Annotated in this window: 18 protein-coding genes and 1 pseudogene; 14 read left to right on the top strand and 5 right to left on the bottom strand. The window is 43.1% G+C overall.

What is annotated here, in order from left to right; all coding sequences use genetic code 11:
• Positions 1-28: 28 nt before the first annotated feature.
• From ppsA to alr, 12 genes are all read left to right on the top strand, one after another.
• Positions 29-2,407 (top strand): phosphoenolpyruvate synthase, encoded by a 2,379-nt coding sequence (gene ppsA, locus H0S56_RS05980; RefSeq protein WP_195725888.1) that lies wholly within the window; start codon positions 29-31, stop codon positions 2,405-2,407.
• Positions 2,408-2,826: 419 nt separating this feature from the next.
• Positions 2,827-3,624: an RDD family protein gene (locus tag H0S56_RS05975; RefSeq protein WP_195725887.1), complete on the top strand. Its 798-nt coding sequence runs from the start codon at positions 2,827-2,829 to the stop codon at positions 3,622-3,624.
• Positions 3,625-3,922: 298 nt separating this feature from the next.
• The gene (cyoA, locus tag H0S56_RS05970; RefSeq protein ID WP_044108868.1) at positions 3,923-5,017 is read left to right on the top strand and encodes a ubiquinol oxidase subunit II; all 1,095 of its coding nucleotides are present in this window, start codon (positions 3,923-3,925) and stop codon (positions 5,015-5,017) included.
• 3 nt (positions 5,018-5,020) lie between these two features.
• Complete coding sequence (gene cyoB / locus H0S56_RS05965) at positions 5,021-7,009, top strand: cytochrome o ubiquinol oxidase subunit I (protein ID WP_005252153.1); 1,989 nt, start codon at positions 5,021-5,023, stop codon at positions 7,007-7,009.
• A 4-nt stretch (positions 7,010-7,013) separates the two neighbouring features.
• Complete coding sequence (gene cyoC / locus H0S56_RS05960) at positions 7,014-7,634, top strand: cytochrome o ubiquinol oxidase subunit III (RefSeq protein WP_004278786.1); 621 nt, start codon at positions 7,014-7,016, stop codon at positions 7,632-7,634.
• Complete coding sequence (locus H0S56_RS05955; RefSeq protein WP_004645410.1) at positions 7,634-7,960, top strand: cytochrome o ubiquinol oxidase subunit IV; 327 nt, start codon at positions 7,634-7,636, stop codon at positions 7,958-7,960. Before cyoC ends, H0S56_RS05955 begins: the two co-directional genes overlap by 1 nt.
• 10 nt (positions 7,961-7,970) lie before the next feature.
• Positions 7,971-8,849, top strand: a complete 879-nt coding sequence (cyoE, locus tag H0S56_RS05950; RefSeq protein ID WP_004645412.1) for a heme o synthase — start codon at positions 7,971-7,973, stop codon at positions 8,847-8,849.
• Between the two features lie 436 nt (positions 8,850-9,285).
• Entirely contained in the window at positions 9,286-9,672 is a 387-nt protein-coding gene (gene rpsF, locus H0S56_RS05945) for a 30S ribosomal protein S6 (protein WP_004278789.1), read from the top strand.
• A gap of 12 nt (positions 9,673-9,684) precedes the next feature.
• Positions 9,685-9,912, top strand: coding sequence for a 30S ribosomal protein S18 (gene rpsR / locus H0S56_RS05940; RefSeq protein ID WP_004278792.1), 228 nt, complete (start codon positions 9,685-9,687; stop codon positions 9,910-9,912).
• Between the two features lie 9 nt (positions 9,913-9,921).
• Complete coding sequence (gene rplI / locus H0S56_RS05935; RefSeq protein ID WP_004278793.1) at positions 9,922-10,368, top strand: 50S ribosomal protein L9; 447 nt, start codon at positions 9,922-9,924, stop codon at positions 10,366-10,368.
• 216 nt (positions 10,369-10,584) lie between these two features.
• On the top strand, positions 10,585-12,027 hold the full coding sequence (gene dnaB / locus H0S56_RS05930) for a replicative DNA helicase (protein ID WP_044108866.1): 1,443 nt from the start codon (positions 10,585-10,587) through the stop codon (positions 12,025-12,027).
• Between the two features lie 49 nt (positions 12,028-12,076).
• The gene (gene alr / locus H0S56_RS05925) at positions 12,077-13,147 is read left to right on the top strand and encodes an alanine racemase (RefSeq protein WP_195725886.1); all 1,071 of its coding nucleotides are present in this window, start codon (positions 12,077-12,079) and stop codon (positions 13,145-13,147) included.
• A gap of 47 nt (positions 13,148-13,194) precedes the next feature.
• Here alr and H0S56_RS05920 read toward each other — a convergent pair whose 3' ends face one another.
• The 5 genes and pseudogenes from H0S56_RS05920 to H0S56_RS05900 all read right to left on the bottom strand — a co-directional run.
• Complete coding sequence (locus tag H0S56_RS05920) at positions 13,195-13,626, bottom strand: BLUF domain-containing protein (protein WP_004278796.1); 432 nt, start codon at positions 13,624-13,626, stop codon at positions 13,195-13,197.
• Positions 13,627-13,707: 81 nt separating this feature from the next.
• Complete coding sequence (locus tag H0S56_RS05915; RefSeq protein ID WP_004278798.1) at positions 13,708-14,442, bottom strand: proteasome-type protease; 735 nt, start codon at positions 14,440-14,442, stop codon at positions 13,708-13,710.
• Positions 14,443-14,455: 13 nt separating this feature from the next.
• Positions 14,456-15,235, bottom strand: a complete 780-nt coding sequence (locus H0S56_RS05910; RefSeq protein WP_005252164.1) for a transglutaminase family protein — start codon at positions 15,233-15,235, stop codon at positions 14,456-14,458.
• On the bottom strand, positions 15,232-15,834 hold the full coding sequence (locus H0S56_RS05905; RefSeq protein WP_195725885.1) for an alpha-E domain-containing protein: 603 nt from the start codon (positions 15,832-15,834) through the stop codon (positions 15,232-15,234). The genes H0S56_RS05910 and H0S56_RS05905 overlap by 4 nt, the downstream gene beginning before the upstream one ends.
• Positions 15,835-15,856: 22 nt before the next feature.
• A pseudogene (locus H0S56_RS05900) lies at positions 15,857-17,302 on the bottom strand (circularly permuted type 2 ATP-grasp protein); the annotation flags it as partial.
• A gap of 354 nt (positions 17,303-17,656) precedes the next feature.
• Between H0S56_RS05900 and H0S56_RS05895 the strand changes: the two are divergent.
• Entirely contained in the window at positions 17,657-18,664 is a 1,008-nt protein-coding gene (locus H0S56_RS05895) for a helix-turn-helix transcriptional regulator (RefSeq protein WP_195725883.1), read from the top strand.
• 501 nt (positions 18,665-19,165) lie between these two features.
• Positions 19,166-20,836 (top strand): FMN-binding glutamate synthase family protein, encoded by a 1,671-nt coding sequence (locus H0S56_RS05890; RefSeq protein ID WP_195725882.1) that lies wholly within the window; start codon positions 19,166-19,168, stop codon positions 20,834-20,836.
• Positions 20,837-20,838: the final 2 nt, after the last annotated feature.

Genomic DNA, 20,838 nt, shown 5'->3' with positions numbered 1-20,838 from the left:
TTAATACTGCAAAAGTGGAGTAACAACTTTGGAAGCGCGCGTAATTGGTCTGGAAAAATTAGGGAAGCACGACGTTGAGCTGGTCGGTGGGAAAAACTCATCACTAGGCGAAATGATCAGCCACTTATCAAATGCTGGTGTATCTGTGCCAGGTGGTTTCGCAACGACTGCCGATGCCTACCGTGAATTTCTCGAGCAAAGTGGCCTAAACGCTAAAATCAATGCAGAGCTTGCTGCACTCAATGTTGATGATGTAAATGCACTTGCTGAAACTGGCGCAAAAATTCGTCAATGGATTGTGGATACTCCACTTACGCCTGCATTAGAACAAGAAGTTCGTACAGCATTTGCAGAACTTTCTAACGGCAACCCTGACATCCCGGTTGCCGTTCGTTCTTCTGCAACTGCAGAAGATTTGCCGGATGCTTCTTTTGCCGGCCAGCAAGAAACTTTCTTGAACATTCGTGGTATCGATAACGTTCTGATCGCAATCAAAGAAGTGTTTGCATCTTTGTACAACGACCGCGCAATCTCTTACCGTGTACACCAAAACTTTGCCCATGATGTAGTTGCGCTGTCTGCTGGTGTACAACGCATGGTTCGTTCAGAAACTGGCGCTGCAGGTGTAATGTTTACGCTAGATACTGAATCAGGCTTCCGTGATGCAGTATTCATTACCGCATCTTATGGTTTGGGTGAAATGGTCGTTCAAGGTGCAGTTAACCCGGACGAATTCTATATTTCTAAACCGCTTTTAAATGCAGGCCGACACGCAATCCTTCGTCGCAACCTGGGTTCTAAGCACCAGAAAATGATTTATGGTGAAGAAGCATCTGCAGGTAAATCTGTTGTTGTCGTGGATGTTGAAAAAGCTGAACGCCAACAGTTCGCTTTAAACGACCAGGAATTACAAGAACTTGCTAAACAAGCGCTGATCATTGAAAACCACTACGGTGCACCAATGGACATCGAGTGGGCAAAAGATGGCGATGATGGCAAGATTTACATCGTTCAGGCGCGTCCTGAAACTGTAAAAAGCCGTGAAAATGTCGGCACCATGGAACGCTACCTGTTGAAACAACGCGGTACTGTGATCTGTGAAGGCCGTTCAATCGGTCAACGCATTGGTTCTGGTAAAGTCCGCATTGTGACGTCTATTAAAGAAATGGACAAAGTACAAGATGGTGATGTTCTTGTATCTGATATGACTGACCCGGATTGGGAACCAGTCATGAAACGTGCAGCTGCGATTGTAACAAACCGTGGTGGTCGTACTTGTCACGCTGCAATCATTGCACGTGAGCTTGGTGTTCCTGCAATCGTTGGTTGTGGTAATGCAACTGAAGTTCTTGTAGACGGTCAGGAAGTGACTGTGTCTTGTGCCGAAGGTGATACTGGCTTTATCTATGAAGGCGCACTAGATTTTGAAATTCAAAAGAATTCAATTGAGTCTATGCCTGCTCTTCCATTTAAAGTCATGATGAACGTGGGTAACCCGGACCGTGCATTTGACTTTGCTCAAATTCCAAACGCAGGTATTGGTCTGGCGCGTCTTGAATTCATTATTAACCGTATGATTGGTGTTCACCCGAAAGCATTGATCAATATTGACAGCCTTCCACGTGAAACACGTGCAGCAGTCATGGCGCGTACTGCAGGTTATGCATCTCCAATTGAATTCTATGTAGAGAAACTGGTTGAAGGTATCTCGACACTTGCTGCTGCATTTGCAGACAAGCCAGTCATTGTTCGTATGTCAGACTTCAAGTCTAACGAATATGCAAACTTGATCGGTGGTAAGTTATACGAGCCAGAAGAAGAAAACCCGATGCTAGGTTTCCGTGGTGCAAGTCGCTACGTTTCTGACAACTTCCGTGATTGCTTCGAACTTGAATGTCGTGCATTAAAAAAGGCACGTGATGAAATGGGTTTAACCAATATCCAGATCATGATTCCATTTGTTCGTACTGTTGCTGAAGCGAAACGTGTCATTGAACTTCTTGCATTAAATGGTCTTAAGCGCGGTGAAAATGGCCTTAAAGTGATCATGATGTGTGAACTTCCAACCAATGCTTTATTGGCAGATCAGTTCCTTGAACATTTCGATGGTTTCTCTATTGGTTCAAACGACTTGACACAATTAACACTTGGTCTTGACCGTGACTCTGGTATTGTCTCTCACCTATTTGATGAGCGCGACCCTGCGGTTAAAGCGTTGCTTTCTCTTGCAATTCAAGCATGCCGTAAAGCTGGCAAATATGTAGGCATTTGTGGTCAAGGTCCTTCTGATCACCCAGATCTTGCACAATGGTTAATGGAACAAGGTATCGACTCTGTGTCTTTAAACCCAGACTCGGTACTTGAAACCTGGTTCTTCCTGGCTGAAGAAAAAGTGCAAAAAGCATAAGCAATTGTGAATAAAAAAGACCCTTTTATAGGGTCTTTTTTATGAGATAGATATTATGATTTACTGTTTGAAAATTAATAATTAAAGGCCTAATCGCAAGATTAACGATTGAATTTATAAATATAATTAAATCAAAGCTTATCAACACATAAAGACTGTAATGACAAACAAATACCAACAGTAAAGTCATATCAAAATGGCAATAATAATGAATAACCATTGAGTGTTCGGGAAGATATTTTTAAGAGTAGAGATCCTTGCAATTTTGTATGGGCGCATTTTTAATGAGAAATATGATTGAAAATCCTCAATTAATCTATATCTTACGATAAGAGGATGTTTGTTTTCAAAATAGAATTCAATACAATCTTGATCAAAGCTATTATCAGTTCACATTTATATATTGAGATTCAGTCTATATGCAGATTTACTTGGCACGAAACAATCAACAAGCTGGTCCATATACGCTCGAGCAATTGAATCAGATGCTGGCGAATCAACAAGTCATGCTGACTGACCTGGCATGGCATCAAGGTATGACAGAATGGAAAGCCTTAGGTGAACTTACCCAAGGAAAATCGGTATATCAACCTGAAGGTTATGTCGCTCCGGCAGTCACACCTGAAACACCGATATTCCAGAACAGCCAGCCAACGACTTCGGCCTACTCACAGCCTCATACTCAAACAGCGACTCAAAAAAATGAACTCGCCAGTATTCCAAGCCGTATCCTGGCCAAAATTGTAGATGTGTTACTGTGGTTACCAGCAACCTTCATTTTGACTGCATTTTTTACGCCTGAACAGGAAACCCGATTTGCACAACTGAATGAAGAGTTCATGAATGTCGTGCTAAGTAGCGATGCAGATCCTGCACTGGCCCAACAATTACAGACTCAAATGTTTGAGATGTTTTCTCAGCAGGCGTGGCTTGCCACAGCGGTCTATTTGATTATCATGCTGGCCATTCAAGCCTTTCTGATTGCCAAATCAGGCCAAAGTATTGGTAAAAAGCTCACGAAAATCAAAATTGTAGATGCAGAATCAGGTGAAAAGCCCAGCCTGTTGCGCGCTTTTACTATTCGTAGCGTATTCTTCATATTTTTAAATATTGTATTTATGCCACTGAGTTTAATTATTGACTGGGCCTTCGGATTGGGCAAAAAACGTCAAACCTTGCACGATAAACTAGCAAAAACGAAAGTTGTGAAACAATAGCGCAGGAATACACAAAATGGGATGAATATCATCCCATTTTGATTACAGAACTTTGAAATTGAAATAAAATTCCCATAAATCCTCCCCAATCCAGACCAGCAAAATCGGTTTTTATTACAGGCATTTAAAGCGCCCTAGATATAGCTTAGTTCGTGAATCTCAGGCATAATGCCCTACAACGTAGCGGTGTATTGTGATTAATAGGATGTTTTGTAAAATTCAGCCTTTTTTGTCATATGCACTTTAATCGCTATCCCATATTAAATTAGGGAATGGGACTCTTCACCGAGGTTGTAAAATGAGACAAACGATTTTAGCTGTATTGTCTTTATCTGCGATGACTGCACTCTTGACCGGGTGTGGTGGTGATATGGTACTTCTGAACTCTAAAGGTCCAGTTGCAGCAGGTCAAAGTAACCTGATGATGACTGCGATTTACTTAATGCTTTTGGTGGTTATTCCATCAATCATCATGGCATTATGGTTCGGTTGGAAATATCGTGCATCGAATAAAGACGCAGACTATAAACCTACATGGACACACTCTACTGCGATTGAAATTGTAGTATGGGGTATCCCTGTCATTATTATTGGTATTTTAGCTTGGTTAACTTGGTGGGGCTCCCACAAGTATGACCCATACCGTCCAATTGAAGCAGATAAAGCGCCATTAACTGTTCAAGTTATTGCTGAGCAATTTAAATGGATCTTCATCTATCCTGAGCAAGGCATTGCAACTGTTAACGAATTGCGTTTCCCAGAGAAAACTCCGGTAAGCCTTCGTTTAACCTCTAACTTCACGATGAACTCGTTCTTCATCCCGGCGTTAAGTGGTCAGATTTATGCAATGGCAGGTATGCAAACTCACCTCAACCTATTAGCTGATGAAACTAGCCCAGCTGAAGGCTACCGTGGTTTCTCTTCAAACTATTCAGGTTACGGCTTCTCACAAATGCGCTTCCGTGCACATTCTGTGACTGATGCCCAGTTTGCCGAATGGGTTTCTGCTATTCAGGCAGGAAACGGTACTTCAGTTAACCCTAATGCAGTACAAAAAACTGTTCTAGACCAAGCTGAATTTGCAAGCTTACGTGACGGTAACCGCGGTGTTCACCAGATCGAAGCGATTATTGCAAGAGCTAAGACTCCTGAAGAGAAGGCTGCTGCTGAAGCAATGAAGCCTTACCCTACTAAGCCACATCCTGTGACTTACTACTCTTCTGTAGAGCAAGGTTTGTTTGAATCTGTGATTCACAAGTATATGAGTAACTACCACGGTGCTGACCATTCAGCTCCTGTAGAAGCTGCAGCGACTGATGCTGTTGCTCATGAAGCGTCTGCTTCTGAAGCTCATGTAGCTGGTGAACATGCGACTGCTTCTCAAGGAGAATAAGACATGAGCTTCTTAGGTAAGTTAGGTCCGGATGCAATTCCTTACGATCCAATCGTATTGGCAACTGTTGCAATGATGATCTTGGGTGGTATCGCAGTTGTTGCCGGTATTACCTACTTCAAAAAATGGGGCTACCTGTGGAACGAATGGTTCACATCTGTAGACCATAAAAAAATTGGTATCATGTACCTGTTCGTATCGATCATCATGCTGGTGCGTGGTTTCGCCGATGCGATCATGATGCGTCTTCAGCAGTTCCTTGCAAAAGGTGGCGGCGAAGGTTATTTACACCCTGAGCATTACGATCAGATCTTTACCGCGCATGGCGTGATCATGATCTTCTTCGTGGCAATGGGTCTTGTTGTTGGTTTGATGAACATCTCTGTACCGCTTCAAATCGGTGCACGTGACGTTGCATTTCCATTATTAAACTCACTCAGCTTCTGGTTATTCGCCGGTGCGGCGGGTCTAATGATGGTGTCACTCGCGTTAGGTGAGTTCGCTGCAACAGGCTGGATGGCATACCCTCCACTGTCTGGCATTGAATACTCTCCAGGCGTAGGTATGGACTACTATATCTGGGCACTGCAAATTTCAGGTCTGGGTACGCTATTAACGGGTGTTAACTTCTTCGTTACCATCATCAAAATGCGTGCGCCTGGCATGAAACTTATGGAAATGCCAATCTTTACCTGGACATCTTTATGTACAGCAGTATTGATTATTGCGGCTTTCCCAGTGTTGACTGCAACAATTGCAATGTTAACGCTTGACCGTTACTTCGGTTTCCACTTCTTTACTAACGACTTGGGTGGTAGCCCGATGTTGTACGTGAACTTGATTTGGACTTGGGGTCACCCGGAAGTATATATCTTGGTATTACCAGCATTTGGTATTTACTCTGAAGTTGTTGCGACTTTCTCGCGCAAAGCATTGTTCGGTTACAAATCAATGGTGTATGCAACAGTAGCAATCACAGTATTGTCATTCGTTGTATGGGTTCACCACTTCTTTACCATGGGTGCAGGTGCCAACGTTAACGCGTTCTTCGGTATCATGACCATGATTATTGCGATTCCTACAGGTGTGAAAATCTTCTCTTGGTTATTCACCATGTACAAGGGTCGTATTGTTTACACTACTCCAATGCTATGGACACTAGGCTTCCTGGTAACTTTCGGTATCGGTGGTTTAACAGGTGTATTGATGGCGGTTCCACCAGCGGACTTCCTGGTACATAACTCTTTATTCCTGATTGCTCACTTCCATAACGTAATTATTGGTGGTGTAGTATTTGCGATGTTCGCAGGTATCATCTTCTACTGGCCGAAAATGTTCGGTTGGAGACTGAATGAGACTTGGGGTAAAGCAGCGTTCTGGTTCTGGTTCTTCGGTTTCTACTTTGCGTTCATGCCACTTTATATCCTTGGTTTCATGGGTATGACACGTCGTTTGAATACATTTGACAACCCAGAATGGGACCCGTATGTAAATATCGCGATGTTCGGTGCAGTTCTGATTGCGCTTGGTATCGTATGTTTCATTCTGCAAATCGTGGTTGGTTTCTTACAACGTGACCAACGTCTGGATTTGACTGGCGATCCATGGGATGGTCGTACCCTTGAATGGGCGACATCTTCTCCTGCTCCGTTCTATAACTTTGCTCATCTTCCAAAGATCAATGGTATTGATACTTTCTGGATCGAGAAAGAAAATGGTGTTGCGTATGCAAAACCAACGAAGTACGAAGATGTTCATATGCCAACTAACCGTGCTGCCGGTTTCGTTATCGCGATGTTCATCACTGTTATGGGCTTCGGTTTAATCTGGCACATCTGGTGGTTAGTAGTTGTTACGTTCCTTGCTTCTATCATTAGCTTCATCGTGTCTTCTTTCACCAAGAAAGTGGATTACTATGTTCCAGCTGCTGAAGTTGAGCGTATTGAAAACGAACGCTATGCGATTCTTGAAAAACACTTGAAGAAGGACTAAGACAATGGCTGAAGTACTTCATCACGATAACCACGGACACGATGAGCATCATCATCACGATGATACTGACATCACCGTCTTTGGTTTCTGGACTTACTTGATGAGTGACCTTGTCCTGTTCGGTACACTCTTCATTGCGTTCGCTGTTTTGAGTAGCCACATTCCTGTGGGTACTCCAAGTGCGAGAGACCTGTTTGGCGACTCTTTAGGTTTCGTTCTTACTGAAACCTTCGCCCTCTTGATCTCTTCTGTAACCTTTGGTTTTGCAGTTCTTGCTGCATACAAAAAAGACGTTGCAAAAGTACTGACTTGGTTAGCGATTACTTGGGTATTCGGTGCTATCTTCATCGGCATGGAACTATATGAGTTCAATCATTTAGTTCATGCGGGTCACGGTCCAAGCACAAGTGCGTTCTTATCTGCGTTCTTTACTTTGGTAGGTACGCACGGTATTCACGTAACTTCTGGTCTGGTCTGGATGATCGTGCTTATGGTTCAAATCAAGAAATATGGTTTGACTCTTGCAAACACGCGTCGTCTAGCTTGCCTAAGCTTGTTCTGGCACTTCCTTGACATCGTTTGGATCTGTGTATTCAGCGTAGTTTACTTGATGGGAGTTCTGTAATGAGTCACGATCATAACGCTGCTGGCGAATCACACGGTAACGTTAAGCAATATACCGTCGGCTTCATCCTTTCTGTCATCCTTACCGTAATTCCATTCGGTATGGTGATGGCAGGCGGTTTTGGCCGTGGTATTTTGATTACTGTCATCGCGATTACTGCGGTTGCTCAGATTCTTGTGCAGTTAATTTACTTCCTGCATATGAACTCTTCTTCAGAGCAACGCTGGAACGTGATTGCATTCGTGTATACCATCTTAACTATCGCTATTCTTTTAGTGGGTTCTGTATGGATCATGAATTACCTACACTACAACATGATGATCTAAACTGGTCGTCATGCTGAAAAAGTATTTATTCCTGACTAAGCCAGGAATTCTCTTCGGTAACTTTGTTACCACTTTGGGTGGCTACTTCGTAGCCACTCAAGGTTCTGTAGATTTCCTTCTCCTGCTTATTACCCTTCTCGGTACTACGCTTGTCGTAGCATCAGGATGTGTGGTCAATAACGTGATTGACCAGGACATCGACCAAAAAATGCAGCGCACCCAAAACCGTGCTCTGGTCACCAAAACCATTTCCGAACCTGTTGCCCTGGCCTTTGCCCTGGTATTAGGCATCGCTGGTTTTAGTCTTTTATGGTTCTGGGTAAATGCGTACGCTTTCTTATTCGCGGTGATTGGTTTTGTCGTATATGTTGGTTTCTACAGCCTATGGACAAAACGAACCACAATTCATCAAACTGTTGTAGGCAGTATTTCTGGTGCAGCTCCGCCTGTCATTGGTTATACCGCAGTGGCCAATCAATTTGACCTCGGTGCGTTACTGATCTTTTTAGGTTATGCGCTATGGCAAATGCCTCACTCATGGGCGATTGCGATTTACCGCTTTGATGATTACAAAAATGCAGGCATTCCGATTTTGCCTGTAGCGCGTTCGATTCATCGTACCAAGATTGAATCACTGGTTTATGTGGTGTTATTTACGCTGACCATGAATGCGTTATTTGTCTTTGGTTATGCCAACTGGTTCTATGCAGTGATTTTAAACTTACTGTGCATTTACTGGTTATATATCGGTGTCATTGGATTTAAAGCTGAAAATGATCAACTTTGGGCAAAGAAATATTTCTTGTTCTCGGTGATCCTGATTACTGTCATCAGTATTATCTTTAGCTTTACCTCAACTGCGCCATCTACACAGATTGTGTTTTTTTAAAAAGATAGAGTTAGTCTCTATCTTTTTTTATTTTGATTTTCCTATCCCCCATTCCAAGTATCTGTAGAGCAGAATCAAAATCTCTGCTTTAGAACCTCCCTCTCTTTTCTTATCTCTGATAAATTTACCGTTTTTTGGTTTTAGCCTGACATTGATAATGTGTATGCAGATTTTAAGTTAGAGAAAGCCACTTGATATTCTCAATAGTACATTTGCTGAATTTAAGCAGTCGAACCCTGCTGTTTTAAAGTTAATGTGGTTTTCTATTAAAAGATCTGACTATAGATATAATTTCGCAAAAATGTCTTATTTGGTTGAAATTATCCCTAAAGATCACTACAATTCCCCCTTCGCAAACACTGCGACACAACTTTGGTTGTGACTCCTTGCTTCAATTTACTTAAATTGGGGCTGTCCAAACCGTAAGGAGCTGACAATGCGTCATTACGAAATCGTACTTTTAGTACACCCTGATCAAAGCGATCAAGTAGTTGGTATGGTAGAACGCTACCTAACTCACATCAAAGAAGCTGAAGGTCAAATTCACCGTCTTGAAGACTGGGGCCGTCGTCAATTGGCTTACCCAATCAACAAGATCCACAAAGCTCACTACATTCTTATGAATGTTGAGTGTGGTCAAACTACTCTTGATGAGCTTGAAGAATTGTTCCGTTATAACGACGCAATCATTCGTAGCCTTATCATCCGTCGTGAAAACGCTATCACTGAAGAGTCATTATTGGCGAAAAGTGCTGAAGAAAAACGTGCGCGTAAAGCTCAACGTGAAGAAGCACAACACGCTCAAGACTCTGCTGAAGCTTAAGGAGAACATAACATGGCACGTTTTTACCGTCGTCGCAAGTTCTGCCGCTTTACAGCTGAGAACGTTACGTACATCGACTACAAAGATATCGACACTTTAAAACAGTACATCACTGAAAACGGCAAAATTGTTCCTAGCCGTATTACAGGTACTAAAGCTCGTTACCAACGTCAATTAGCGTTAGCTATCAAACAAGCTCGCTACTTGTCTTTGATCCCTTACACTGACAATCATAAGTGAGGTTGAGCTGTGGATATTATCTTATTACAACGCATTAAAAACCTAGGTAAACTAGGCGATAAAGTTTCAGTTAAAGCTGGTTACGGCCGTAACTTCCTTATCCCTCAAGGTAAGGCTGTTGCTGCAACTGAAGCAAACACTGCTGCTTTTGAAGCTCGTCGTGCTGAACTTGAGAAAGAAGAAGCTGCTATCTTGGCTGCTGCTCAAGCACGTGCTGACCAATTGAACGAAGTGAACATCGTTATCACTGCGAAAGCTGGTGATGAAGGTAAACTATTCGGTTCTATCGGTACTCGTGACATCGCTGACGCGTTGACAAATGCTGGTCTAGAAGTAGACCGTGCTGAAGTACGTCTTCCAAATGGCGCGCTTCGTCACACTGGCGAATTTAACATCGCAATCCAATTGCACCATGATGTTACTGCAGAAGTTCTAGTTACTATCGTAGCTGAGTAATTTCTCGCCTCAAAAAGAGCATGCGAAAGCATGCTCTTTTTTTATCTCTAAAAAATATAATCTAGCCAACACTGTCAAATTCATTTTATTATTCGTGTTTACAAAAAATTGCACTTCGCATTTTTGATCAGAGCGCGTATCATTTCATTTCGTCGTGAATAAACGCTATTCATCTCCGACGAGATTTAACCATTGTATTTAAAATCAGGGATTTATATGTCACAGGCGAATGCCAGCAAAAAGGTAGCTCCTGCTAAACCAGAAATTGTTACTGAAAATAGCAATCTCAAGGAGTTCCGTACTCCGCCACACAATTTAGCAATTGAACAGGCTGTACTTGCTGCCCTTATGACTGTGGCTGAATCTTTTGAGCAGGTCGGTGATGTACTGACCGAAAATGATTTCTATGCCACCCGACATAAATATATCTTCCGTGCCATTGAGCAACTCTCTAAAGAAAACTCGCCTTATGATGCGGTTCTGGTGCATGACTGGCTCATCAAACAAAACTTGCTCGATGCAATTGGTGGCGAAGAATATCTGATGCAGTTAATGGCAGATTCGCCATCGAGTTTCTATAACCTGGAAACTTATGCAGGCAAAATTAAAGAATTCTCTACCCTGCGTAGTATGATTAAAGTCAGCTCTGAAATTTTACAAAATGCCTATGACACCAAAGGCCGTACTGTCAGTGAAATTCTGGATCTGGCTGAGACCAATATTTTCTCGATTGCCGAACAGCATAATAACAATGCCAAAGCGCAAGGGCCTAAGCCGATCAACTCGGTGGTCGCGGACGTATTCGACAAATTAAATGAACTGTCGCAAATGGAAGGCAGCATTACCGGTTTAACTACTGGTTTTGTGGAACTGGATAACAAAACTTCCGGCATGCAATCCGGTGACCTGATTATTGTCGCAGCGCGTCCTTCCATGGGTAAAACCACCTTTGCCATGAATCTGGTCGAAAGTGTTTTATTCAATAACAACCTGCCTGCTCTGGTCTATTCGATGGAGATGCCAGCCGACTCCATCGCCATGCGTTTGATTTCGTCATTTGGTCGCGTGCACCAAGGGCATTTACGTTCCGGTAAAATGGACAGTGATGAATGGTCAAAAGTCACCAGTACCATTGTGCATTTACAAGAAAAAAATCTGTATATCGATGATTCTTCTGCGCTACCACCAACAGAATTACGTGCCCGTGCGCGTCGTATTGCCAAAATGCATGGCGGAAAGCTGGGCTGTATCATGGTCGATTACTTGCAGCTGATGAAAGTACCCGGTATGGGCGATAACCGTGTCGGCGAGATCTCGGAAATCTCCCGAAGCTTAAAAGCTTTAGCGAAGGAAATGCAATGTCCGGTAATTGCCCTGTCACAGCTCAACCGATCGCTGGAAAACCGTCCAAACAAACGTCCGGTGATGTCCGACTTGCGTGAATCCGGTGCGATTGAGCAGGATGCCGACTTGATCATGTTTATTTACCGGGATGAGGTTTATAACAAGGAATCCAAGGAAGCTGGCACCGCCGAAATTATTATCGGTAAACAACGTAATGGCCCGATTGGTACCGTGCGTCTGGCATTCGAAGGTCAATATACCCGCTTTAGTAATCTCTCACCTGAGTTCTATGCTCAGTATGATGATGAAGAGTAATCAGACTCTCGTCATCACATTTCCATCGTCCCTCTAGGAGTAATTTAGGGTGCGTCAAGCTACAGTTTATATTGACAGCGCTGCGCTGCAATATAATTTAAACCGTGTCAAACAACTTGCCCCAACCGCGAAAATCGTCAGCATGGTCAAAGCCAATGCTTATGGACACGGAGTCAAAGACTGTTTAGCAGCCTTAAGTGAAACCGATGCCTTTGGTGTCGCCTGCCTGCAAGAAGCCTTGGAAATTCGTGAATTAGGCTATCTACAGCCGATCACGCTCATCGAAGGTGTTTTTTCTGCAGATGAGATGCCAATCGTAATCGAACAGAATATTGAAGTTGTGGTACATCATCAGGCCCAACTCGACTGGTTACTGGCTCATAAAGAGACCTATATCGCCAAAGATCTTAAAGTCTGGGTCAAACTGAACAGCGGCATGAACCGATTAGGTTTTAAGATTGATGTGATCAAAGATGTAATTCATACGCTAAAAGCTGAAGGCTTTAGTTGCGTGCTAGCCATGCATTTTGCCAATGCCGATGCCGAGCATCCACTGAATGATGAACAAATCCGTCAATTCTTGGAAATTAAAAATGACTGCGCTCCAATTTTAGCCTCTTGCTGTAACTCGGCTGCAATCTATAAATATCCAGAATTGCATTTTGACTATGTCCGTCCCGGGATCATGCTCTACGGCGCGACGCCTTTTGCAGACCGTGATGTACATGACCTGGATTTGAAACCGGTCATGACCTTTACTGCCGAGATTATTGCCTTGAATGAGATTCAAGCAGGTGAGCATGTCGGTTATGGTTCGACGTTCACCGCAGATCAAGACATGACTTTGGCCATTGTTTCAATTGGCTATGGTGATGGCTACCCTCGCGCTTTCCCTAAACAGAACTATGTCGCGATTAATGGCCAGCAAACTCGCGTGATTGGCCGCGTAGCGATGGATATGATCGCTATTGATGTCACAGGATTAGATGTGCAATTGGGCACAGAAGTTGAACTTTGGGGTAAAACCCGTCTGATTGACGATGTGGCAGAAGCGAATGGCACGATTGGTTATGAACTATTATGCCGACTGAGCAATCGTCCACTACGCAAAATGGTCTGATCTAGTCTTCACACTAAAAAAAGCCCAACTTATGTTGGGCTTTTTCTTTAGGCTGACTTTTGTTCTTCGCCCTGTTCTATGCATAATTGCATTAATAAGGCATCGACATGAGTTTGCTGAAAGGCAAAAGGATTAAAGTCATCAAATCCCATTTCCCGACAGAATTGCTGGATCTGACTGCGTTTGGAAATATATTTCATGGACCAGTCCGGGAAACTTGGATATTCAATTTCCTTGGTTTCAAATAGTTTAATGTCCTGATGGCGAGGATCTTTATTCAGTCGCTCCACCAGCAGACTTTTTAAAGTGGGACATTCACCTTCCAGACATTGAAAAAAATGACCATCTGCGAAATAAAGTACACCTGTCACTTGATGCTGGTAATTAAAATCACGGGCTTCTTTCAAAATATTCGCTAAATCTTCAAGCAAATCAGTTTTGGGAGAAGTACTTTTACTGGCGTAACAAAATTGGTACATGCGCTAACTTCTCTATTTATATTATGCTGGACTGCATAGAAGTTAACACTGTACGCGAAAAGCCTGAACCACGATAGGTTTTTATAAGAAATACTCATTAGAGGGAACAGGAAGTTCTGCCAGTCCTTTTTTTAAGGTCTCTGACCATTGCCGGCTGATTGACGTGAAATACTCATCATCTTCGGCAATACGCTTGCCTCTTGGCATGATCAGACTGTCTTTTTTATAGACCAGCACATCGAGGGGCATGCCGACCGATACATTGGAACGTAGGGTCGATGCAAATGAAATCAGGGAACAGCGCAAAGCTTCATCCAGCGGCATATCATAAGTCAGCGCACGATCCAAGATTGGCTTGCCATATTTACTTTCGCCAATCTGGAAATACGGCGTATCGCGTGTGGCACAGATAAAGTTCCCTTGCGGATAAACATGATAAAGCTGCATATCCTGATCTTTAAGTTGCCCCCCGACCAGCAGATTGCAATAATAATTACTTTGTTCCGAAATATCGCTCGTAACATTGGCAATCACTTTTTTCAGCATACTACCCACCAGCTCAGCGACATCAAACATGGTGTGCAGACTCAAGATATTGGGTTCCTGCTTCAGTTCGAGCTGATTTTTGATATGCCCAATCACGGCTTGTGTGGTTGCCAGATTTCCGGATGCCTGTATGACGATCATACGTTCACCAGGAATACCAAAGGTATACAACTTTCGAAATACAGAAATGTGATCTACTCCGGCATTGGTCCGGGTATCACTGATAAAAAGCATACCTTGCTCTAAACGTAGTGCACAACAATACGTCATTCATTCGTCCTTATTAACATCCTAGCACTTGAACGATGGAATGCATGGATTCCACACCGCCCTTTTCTCTGACACCGCGTACCGGCGCCACATCCCAATAATCCCGTCCAATCGCCACATAAACATGCGAACTTGGAGTAAACAACAGATTACTGACATCAAAACAATACCATGTCTGGTCTACAAACACCTCTACCCAAGCGTGACTGGCCAGATGCGAAGCATTTTGTGCATATAAATAACCAGAAACATAGCGTGCAGGCAAACCTAGATATTTGCACATGGCAATAAAAATATGACTATGGTCCTGACAGACGCCCTGTCTGGACTCAAAGGCATCTATTGCAGAGCCTTGCACTGAAGTACTGTTTGAAATATAAGGCACATGCTCCAGCAAGGCCTGTGCCAGTCCAATCAAATGCTGACGGGTTAATGCAGGAACATGACGTTGTGCAAAGTCTTTCATTGCTGCATTACATTGGGTTGATTCGGTCGGCTGTAGAAAAAGATTGGGATTGATTGAATCATTCAGTCCACTCTGATGCGCAGGATTTAGCTCGACTATTCCTTGCGCCATGATAGTCAGGGAATAATAAGGTTCCCGCTGGCTACAGGTCATCCACAGATTATGAAATGCATCTTTCCGGATTTCTTTATTACCCGGTACACTGATATCCCAAGAATGAACCCGCTGATGCGCATTGCTCGAAGGCATCATTTTAATGTACTGAATACTGTTCCTCACCTCGGCCGTGTACATATAGTGCGTTTGGTGATTCACCATCAATTTCATACATCTGCCTCAAACAGTTGATGAATATGGTCGCTAAACTGATAGAACTGGATCCGGTTCGGCTCTGTACGCAACTGCTCCCAGTACTGTTCCAGATCATTCCAGCCCATTTCCACCAGAATTCTGACCACATAATCAATCTTGCACAGTGTGGTACTGGTTTCTTCACCTAGGCGTAACTGGTGATCCAACTGTTCTACACATTGCCCTAAACTGAAAAACAGAAAGATATCGGAAGATTCTGCTTCCAGAATATCTTCACATTCCGTTACCACTTCACAGATATAACAGGCATTTTTATCAGCGGTTTTGATCAGTTTCATCAGTTCCGCATAGCCTGAAGCAGACAATACACCACGTAATTCCTGAATATTGTCTTTGGCCACTTTAAACTGCTGGCTAAAAGACGCCACTTGCGTAGGATCCAGTACCAGCTCATTTAAGGAACTGGCATCAAAGGCAGGTAAACAAAAGGCATGGGCATACGCTACTGCCGCTTCGTCTTCTAAAAATGGAAAGCGCGCACATAAAAAATGAGTGCGAGATAAATAACGCCCTAACCAAAAAATATGTTGTGCATTGCTATTCAGCAAAACCATGACATTTTCCTTCTTTGGAATCTTATGAATGTAAATTGTCGACTACCCAGGTATCTTTGATACCGCCACCTTGTGATGAATTCACCACCAGTGAGCCGGGCTGCATCGCCACACGGGTCAAGCCACCCTGTACGATTTCAGTACGATAAGGCGAGCTCAATACAAATGGGCGTAAGTCGATATGACGTTCAGCAATACCAAAATTGGTCAAAGTCGGACTAACCGATAAGTCCAAAGTTGGCTGCGCAATATATAAATGCGGCGCAGCTAAAATTTTCTCCCTGAAAGTTTCAATTTGCTGTTTAGACGCTTGTGGTCCAATGAGCATGCCATAACCGCCCGAACCCTGCGCTTCTTTCACCACCAGCTGATCCAAATGAGCCACGACATAGTCTAATTCTTCAGAATTACGACATTGATAAGTCGGAACATTTTTTAGAATTGACTGCTCGCCCAAATAAAAACGAATCATTTTGTCGACATATGGATAAACCGATTTGTCATCTGCCACACCGGTTCCCGGTGCATTGGCAATCACGACATTATTTTGCAAATAAGCTGACATCAAGCCAGCGACACCCAAAGTGCTATCCGGTTTAAAGCATAAGGGATCAAGAAACGCATCATCGACCCGTCTATAAATAACATCGACTCGTTGGCGACCACGTATGGTTTTTACATAAACCTTCGAGTCATCAACAAAAAGATCACGTGATGTTACCAATGGCACATCCATCTCTCTTGCAAGGAAAGCATGTTCATAGTAAGCGCTATTAAAACGTCCTGGAGTTAATACCACGACAAATGGCTTGTCGACGTAGGCATTTTCGATCAGGATTTCTTTCAATAATTGTGGATATTGCTCGATTCCGGCAATCTTGGACTGCTCGAATACTTTTGGCATGAGTTTTTCACTGATCTTGCGGCATTCCAGCATATAAGACACGCCAGATGGCGTTCTGAGATTATCTTCTAAGACATAAAACTCGCCCTTGGAATCACGGATCACATCGATCCCGCTAATCTGGCTATAAATCCCGCCTTTCAAGCTATGTTGATACATATGCGGCTGATAGGCTTCATGAGTTAAAATCTGCAACTCAGGAATGATATTGGCTTTTAAAATGTCTTGTTGATGATAAATATCATGTAAGAATAAATTTAGCGCCCGTACCCGTTGTGCCGAACCTAAAGCCACCATATTCCACTGTTTCCGGTCTATGACTCGCGGAATGATGTCGTAGGGAATGGTGCGCTCTACACCTTCTTCATCGCCATAAACGGTAAAGGTAATACCGTGATGTAAAAAATGTTCTTTTGCTACCTGATTCAGTGCATTGAGTTCATCCAGCGTATGTTGCGATAACCATTCTTCCAGCCTTTGACCTGCCTGACTGGACAGCACATGCTCATCCTGCATTTCATTAAAGAACTTTGAAGACAACTGCTGCAGTAAAAGTTGTGGGTTTGTTGTAGTAGATACCGCTATAGTTTTAGTGTCTATAAAATTTTTTCCAATATTCTGGGAACTAAATTTATCAATTGTTTCAATCACATTTGTATCCTGATTTCCTTTAAGCATACAAACCCCCGTATTATCATCTATTATAATTAAATCAAAGCAATATCCATGCCATGACATCTGTATTTCAATTACCATTAATCTAATAAATGCCCTTTGAACTCAATGCCATTTTCGACCAAGTTGTTTTAGAATTGTAGGACAAATGTTGCACAGAGGGACTTGCGAAAAAATCAGAGTTTTTTTATTGTGTTAAGCTAAGCCTAGATTCCCTCTTCTTTATTGCCAGCAAAATAAATTATGTCAGCACAAGAAAAAGAAACTTCAAACAGTCTGTATCGCCAATGGCAAATCTTGTCGCGCCTTTCTACCGGCAAATGGATGGGAACACGTGAATTACAGGAAATCCTGAATCGTGAAGGCATCGATATCAGTCTGCGCACCATTCAGCGCGACCTGAATCAGATTGCTCAACGCTTTCCGATTGAAAGCAGTAAAACCACGCCGCAAGGCTGGCGTTGGCGTTCAGATGCGCCGCTGCAAAGTTTGCCGCATATGACCAGCTCGCAAGCGGTCACTTTCATGATGGTCGAAGAACATTTAAAACATCTGCTGCCACCGAGCCTGATCGAGGAAATGAATCCGTGGTTTGATCTGGCACGACGCAGTCTTTCTTCCCAGAACAATGTCCGGCAATGGATTAACCGCGTACGCATTGTTCCGGCTACCCAACCCCTGATTCCACCTGTGGTAGATAAGGCTGCGCAGCAAGCGGTGTATGAAGGTCTGTTACAGGACAAACAGCTGGAATGTGTGTATCAGGGCCGCGGTCATAATAGCGAAGAAAAAACCTATATTCTCAATCCTCTGGCATTGGTACAAAAAGGGTCAATCATCTATCTGGTGTGTACCCGTCATGACAAGTCCGATATCCAGACCTTTGCCCTGCACCGCTTTAAATCGGCCGTCGTGCTGAATTCACGTGCCTTGCATCCGGTCAATTTCGATATTGATGAGTATATTGATTCTGGTGCGCTGGGCTTCCGGGTGGACTTCAACCACCCTACTGAAAATGTCACGCTAAAACTCAGGATGTCGGAATCGGATGCACATTATTTTGAGGAAAGCCAGCTCAGCAAAGACCAGAAGATTGAAAAAATGGACAATGGTATGTCGCTGATCATTTCTACCGTGCCATTTACTTCACAACTGGTCTGGTGGTTACGCAGCTTTGGTAAAAAGATTAAACATATTGAACCGAGTATTGTAGCCAATGCAGTCGCTCAACTGGATGAGGAAAACCCTTAACCACACAGGCTTCATCCAGATTCTTTTAGGTATTCCAGAATAAAAAAATCCCCAAATTGGGGACTGGAGAATTATGCTTATATTTTTGTTCTTGTTGTGGTGATCTGCCGCTGTGCCAAGCTGCTTTTCTTTGACACCCCGAAAAGCAGCTTGGATGAAACATCAATATTTAAAAATGACTGAGACATGAGCAAGCCAGCTCAGCATCATTAAAGCGAATGGATTTTTTGGTCATGGTTTAAGACTCCTATGTAGTGAATAAACCGACTATAAAGTCATCTGCCTTACTTGTGAAATAAATAGAATGCATGTCTTTTGCAGATTTTTTCTATAGAACTTTTTCCGTAAAATTTATCTGTAATCGCTGCCGATTCATTGTCTGGCTTAATAGCATTTTCGGCAAGTTTATAAAATCGAATAACAATTCTCTGCTTGTATAAGATACCTCGCTCTGCACATCATAAAGCCCTATAGAAGTAGAAATAGGGACTTAATTTTACAATGGCTAACCCTGCTCAATTAGTACGTCACAAGCTGCTCAATACTTTCTTTTCCCGCCATTCGGTCTGGTTTGCCTGCATTCTGATTGCAGTGATTTTTACTACATTTCATATCGGTTATTCACCGCGTTATATCTATTATTTTATGCCGCAAACGTTAGTGAATACCCTATGGATCCTGAGCATTCTGCTGAGTTTGCTGGGTTTGTATGATGTACTACAAAATAAGCATTCCATTCTGAAAAATTATCCCATTATGGGACATTTCCGCTTTATCTTTGAGGAATTCCGTCCCGAGATTCGTCAGTATTTTATTGAAGCCGACCGGGACGCACTGCCTTTTTCCCGTATGCAGCGCAGTCTGGTGTATCAGCGGGCAAAAAATGAAAATTCTGATAAACCTTTCGGCTCGATCCTGAATGTCTATGAAGATAATTACCGTTTTGTTAGTCATTCCATCACGCCCTGCAAAGTTGCCGATCCGCAGACTTTTCGCATCCTGATTGGAAATGAGCAATGTACCCAGCCCTTTTCAGCTTCTATTTTAAATATTTCAGCCATGAGCTTTGGCAGCATGAGTGCCAATGCAATAAGAGCCCTTAATCTCGGCGCTAAAAAAGGTGATTTTTTCCATGATACAGGCGAAGGCAGTATCAGCCCCTACCATCTGGAATATGGCGGTGATCTGGTCTGGGAAATTGGCAGTGGTTATTTTGGCTGCCGTACTTTAGATGGGCAATTTGATCCGGAACGTTTTGCTGCACAAGCCAAATTACCCCAAGTGAAGATGATTGAAATCAAGCTTTCGCAAGGCGCAAAACCTGGCCACGGCGGTATTTTACCTAAAAGTAAAATTTCGGAAGAAATTGCCCAAATTCGAGGCATCAGCCGTGATCATGATTGTGTTTCACCTTCGAGTCATCCGGCATTTAGCACACCGATTGAAATGATGCATTTCATACAAAAATTACGTGAACTTTCCAACGGAAAACCGGTCGGATTTAAGCTATGTCTGGGCCAGCCGTGGCAGTTTATGAGCATGGTCAAAGCCATGTTACATACCCAGATTTATCCGGATTTTATTGTGGTTGATGGCTCTGAAGGTGGAACCGGAGCTGCACCCATTGAATTAATTGACTATGTTGGCGCCCCTTTAAGAGAAGGTTTGCTGTTTGTACACAATACCCTGGTTGGTGCAGGATTGAGAGATAAGATCAAAATTGGTGCAAGTGGTAAAATTATTAGTGCATTCGATATTGCCAGTACGCTTGCCATTGGTGCGGATTGGGTGAACTCTGCCCGTGGTTTTATGTTTGCAGTAGGCTGTATTCAGGCACAAAGTTGTCATACCAACCAGTGCCCTGTCGGAGTCACCACCCAGGATAAAGATCGCCAGAAAGCTTTACATGTGCCGACCAAGGCAGAACGGGTGTTTCATTTCCATAAAAACACCTTGCATGCCCTATCTGAACTGATCGCTTCCGCAGGTTTAAAACACCCTTCAGCTATTAAGGCGCATCATCTGGCACAACGCGTGAATAATCACGAAATAAAGAACTTTGCGCAGATTCATTTCTGGCTGAAAGAAGGCGAATTATTGTCCTGTGAAAATAAAGATGAGGAGAACTTCTACTTCCGGATGTGGAATTTGGCCCAAATAGAAAAATTTTAATT

This window comes from Acinetobacter lwoffii (assembly GCF_015602705.1).
Classification (GTDB): Bacteria; Pseudomonadota; Gammaproteobacteria; order Pseudomonadales; family Moraxellaceae; genus Acinetobacter; species Acinetobacter lwoffii_E.
This window is presented reverse-complemented; position numbering and strand designations above follow the sequence as displayed.

Bases quoted from the DNA above. Each gene is read 5' to 3' on its own strand.
- rpsR (WP_004278792.1), top strand. From the start codon at position 9,685: ATGGCACGTTTTTACCGTCGTCGCAAGTTCTGCCGCTTTACAGCTGAG.
- dnaB (WP_044108866.1), top strand. From the start codon at position 10,585: ATGTCACAGGCGAATGCCAGCAAAAAGGTAGCTCCTGCTAAACCAGAA.
- rpsF (WP_004278789.1), top strand. From the start codon at position 9,286: ATGCGTCATTACGAAATCGTACTTTTAGTACACCCTGATCAAAGCGAT.
- H0S56_RS05915 (WP_004278798.1), bottom strand. From the start codon at position 14,442: ATGACGTATTGTTGTGCACTACGTTTAGAGCAAGGTATGCTTTTTATC.
- H0S56_RS05895 (WP_195725883.1), top strand. From the start codon at position 17,657: ATGTCAGCACAAGAAAAAGAAACTTCAAACAGTCTGTATCGCCAATGG.
- H0S56_RS05920 (WP_004278796.1), bottom strand. From the start codon at position 13,626: ATGTACCAATTTTGTTACGCCAGTAAAAGTACTTCTCCCAAAACTGAT.
- cyoE (WP_004645412.1), top strand. From the start codon at position 7,971: ATGCTGAAAAAGTATTTATTCCTGACTAAGCCAGGAATTCTCTTCGGT.
- H0S56_RS05955 (WP_004645410.1), top strand. From the start codon at position 7,634: ATGAGTCACGATCATAACGCTGCTGGCGAATCACACGGTAACGTTAAG.
- H0S56_RS05905 (WP_195725885.1), bottom strand. From the start codon at position 15,834: ATGGTTTTGCTGAATAGCAATGCACAACATATTTTTTGGTTAGGGCGT.
- cyoA (WP_044108868.1), top strand. From the start codon at position 3,923: ATGAGACAAACGATTTTAGCTGTATTGTCTTTATCTGCGATGACTGCA.
- H0S56_RS05890 (WP_195725882.1), top strand. From the start codon at position 19,166: ATGGCTAACCCTGCTCAATTAGTACGTCACAAGCTGCTCAATACTTTC.
- H0S56_RS05910 (WP_005252164.1), bottom strand. From the start codon at position 15,235: ATGAAATTGATGGTGAATCACCAAACGCACTATATGTACACGGCCGAG.
- cyoB (WP_005252153.1), top strand. From the start codon at position 5,021: ATGAGCTTCTTAGGTAAGTTAGGTCCGGATGCAATTCCTTACGATCCA.
- H0S56_RS05975 (WP_195725887.1), top strand. From the start codon at position 2,827: ATGCAGATTTACTTGGCACGAAACAATCAACAAGCTGGTCCATATACG.
- cyoC (WP_004278786.1), top strand. From the start codon at position 7,014: ATGGCTGAAGTACTTCATCACGATAACCACGGACACGATGAGCATCAT.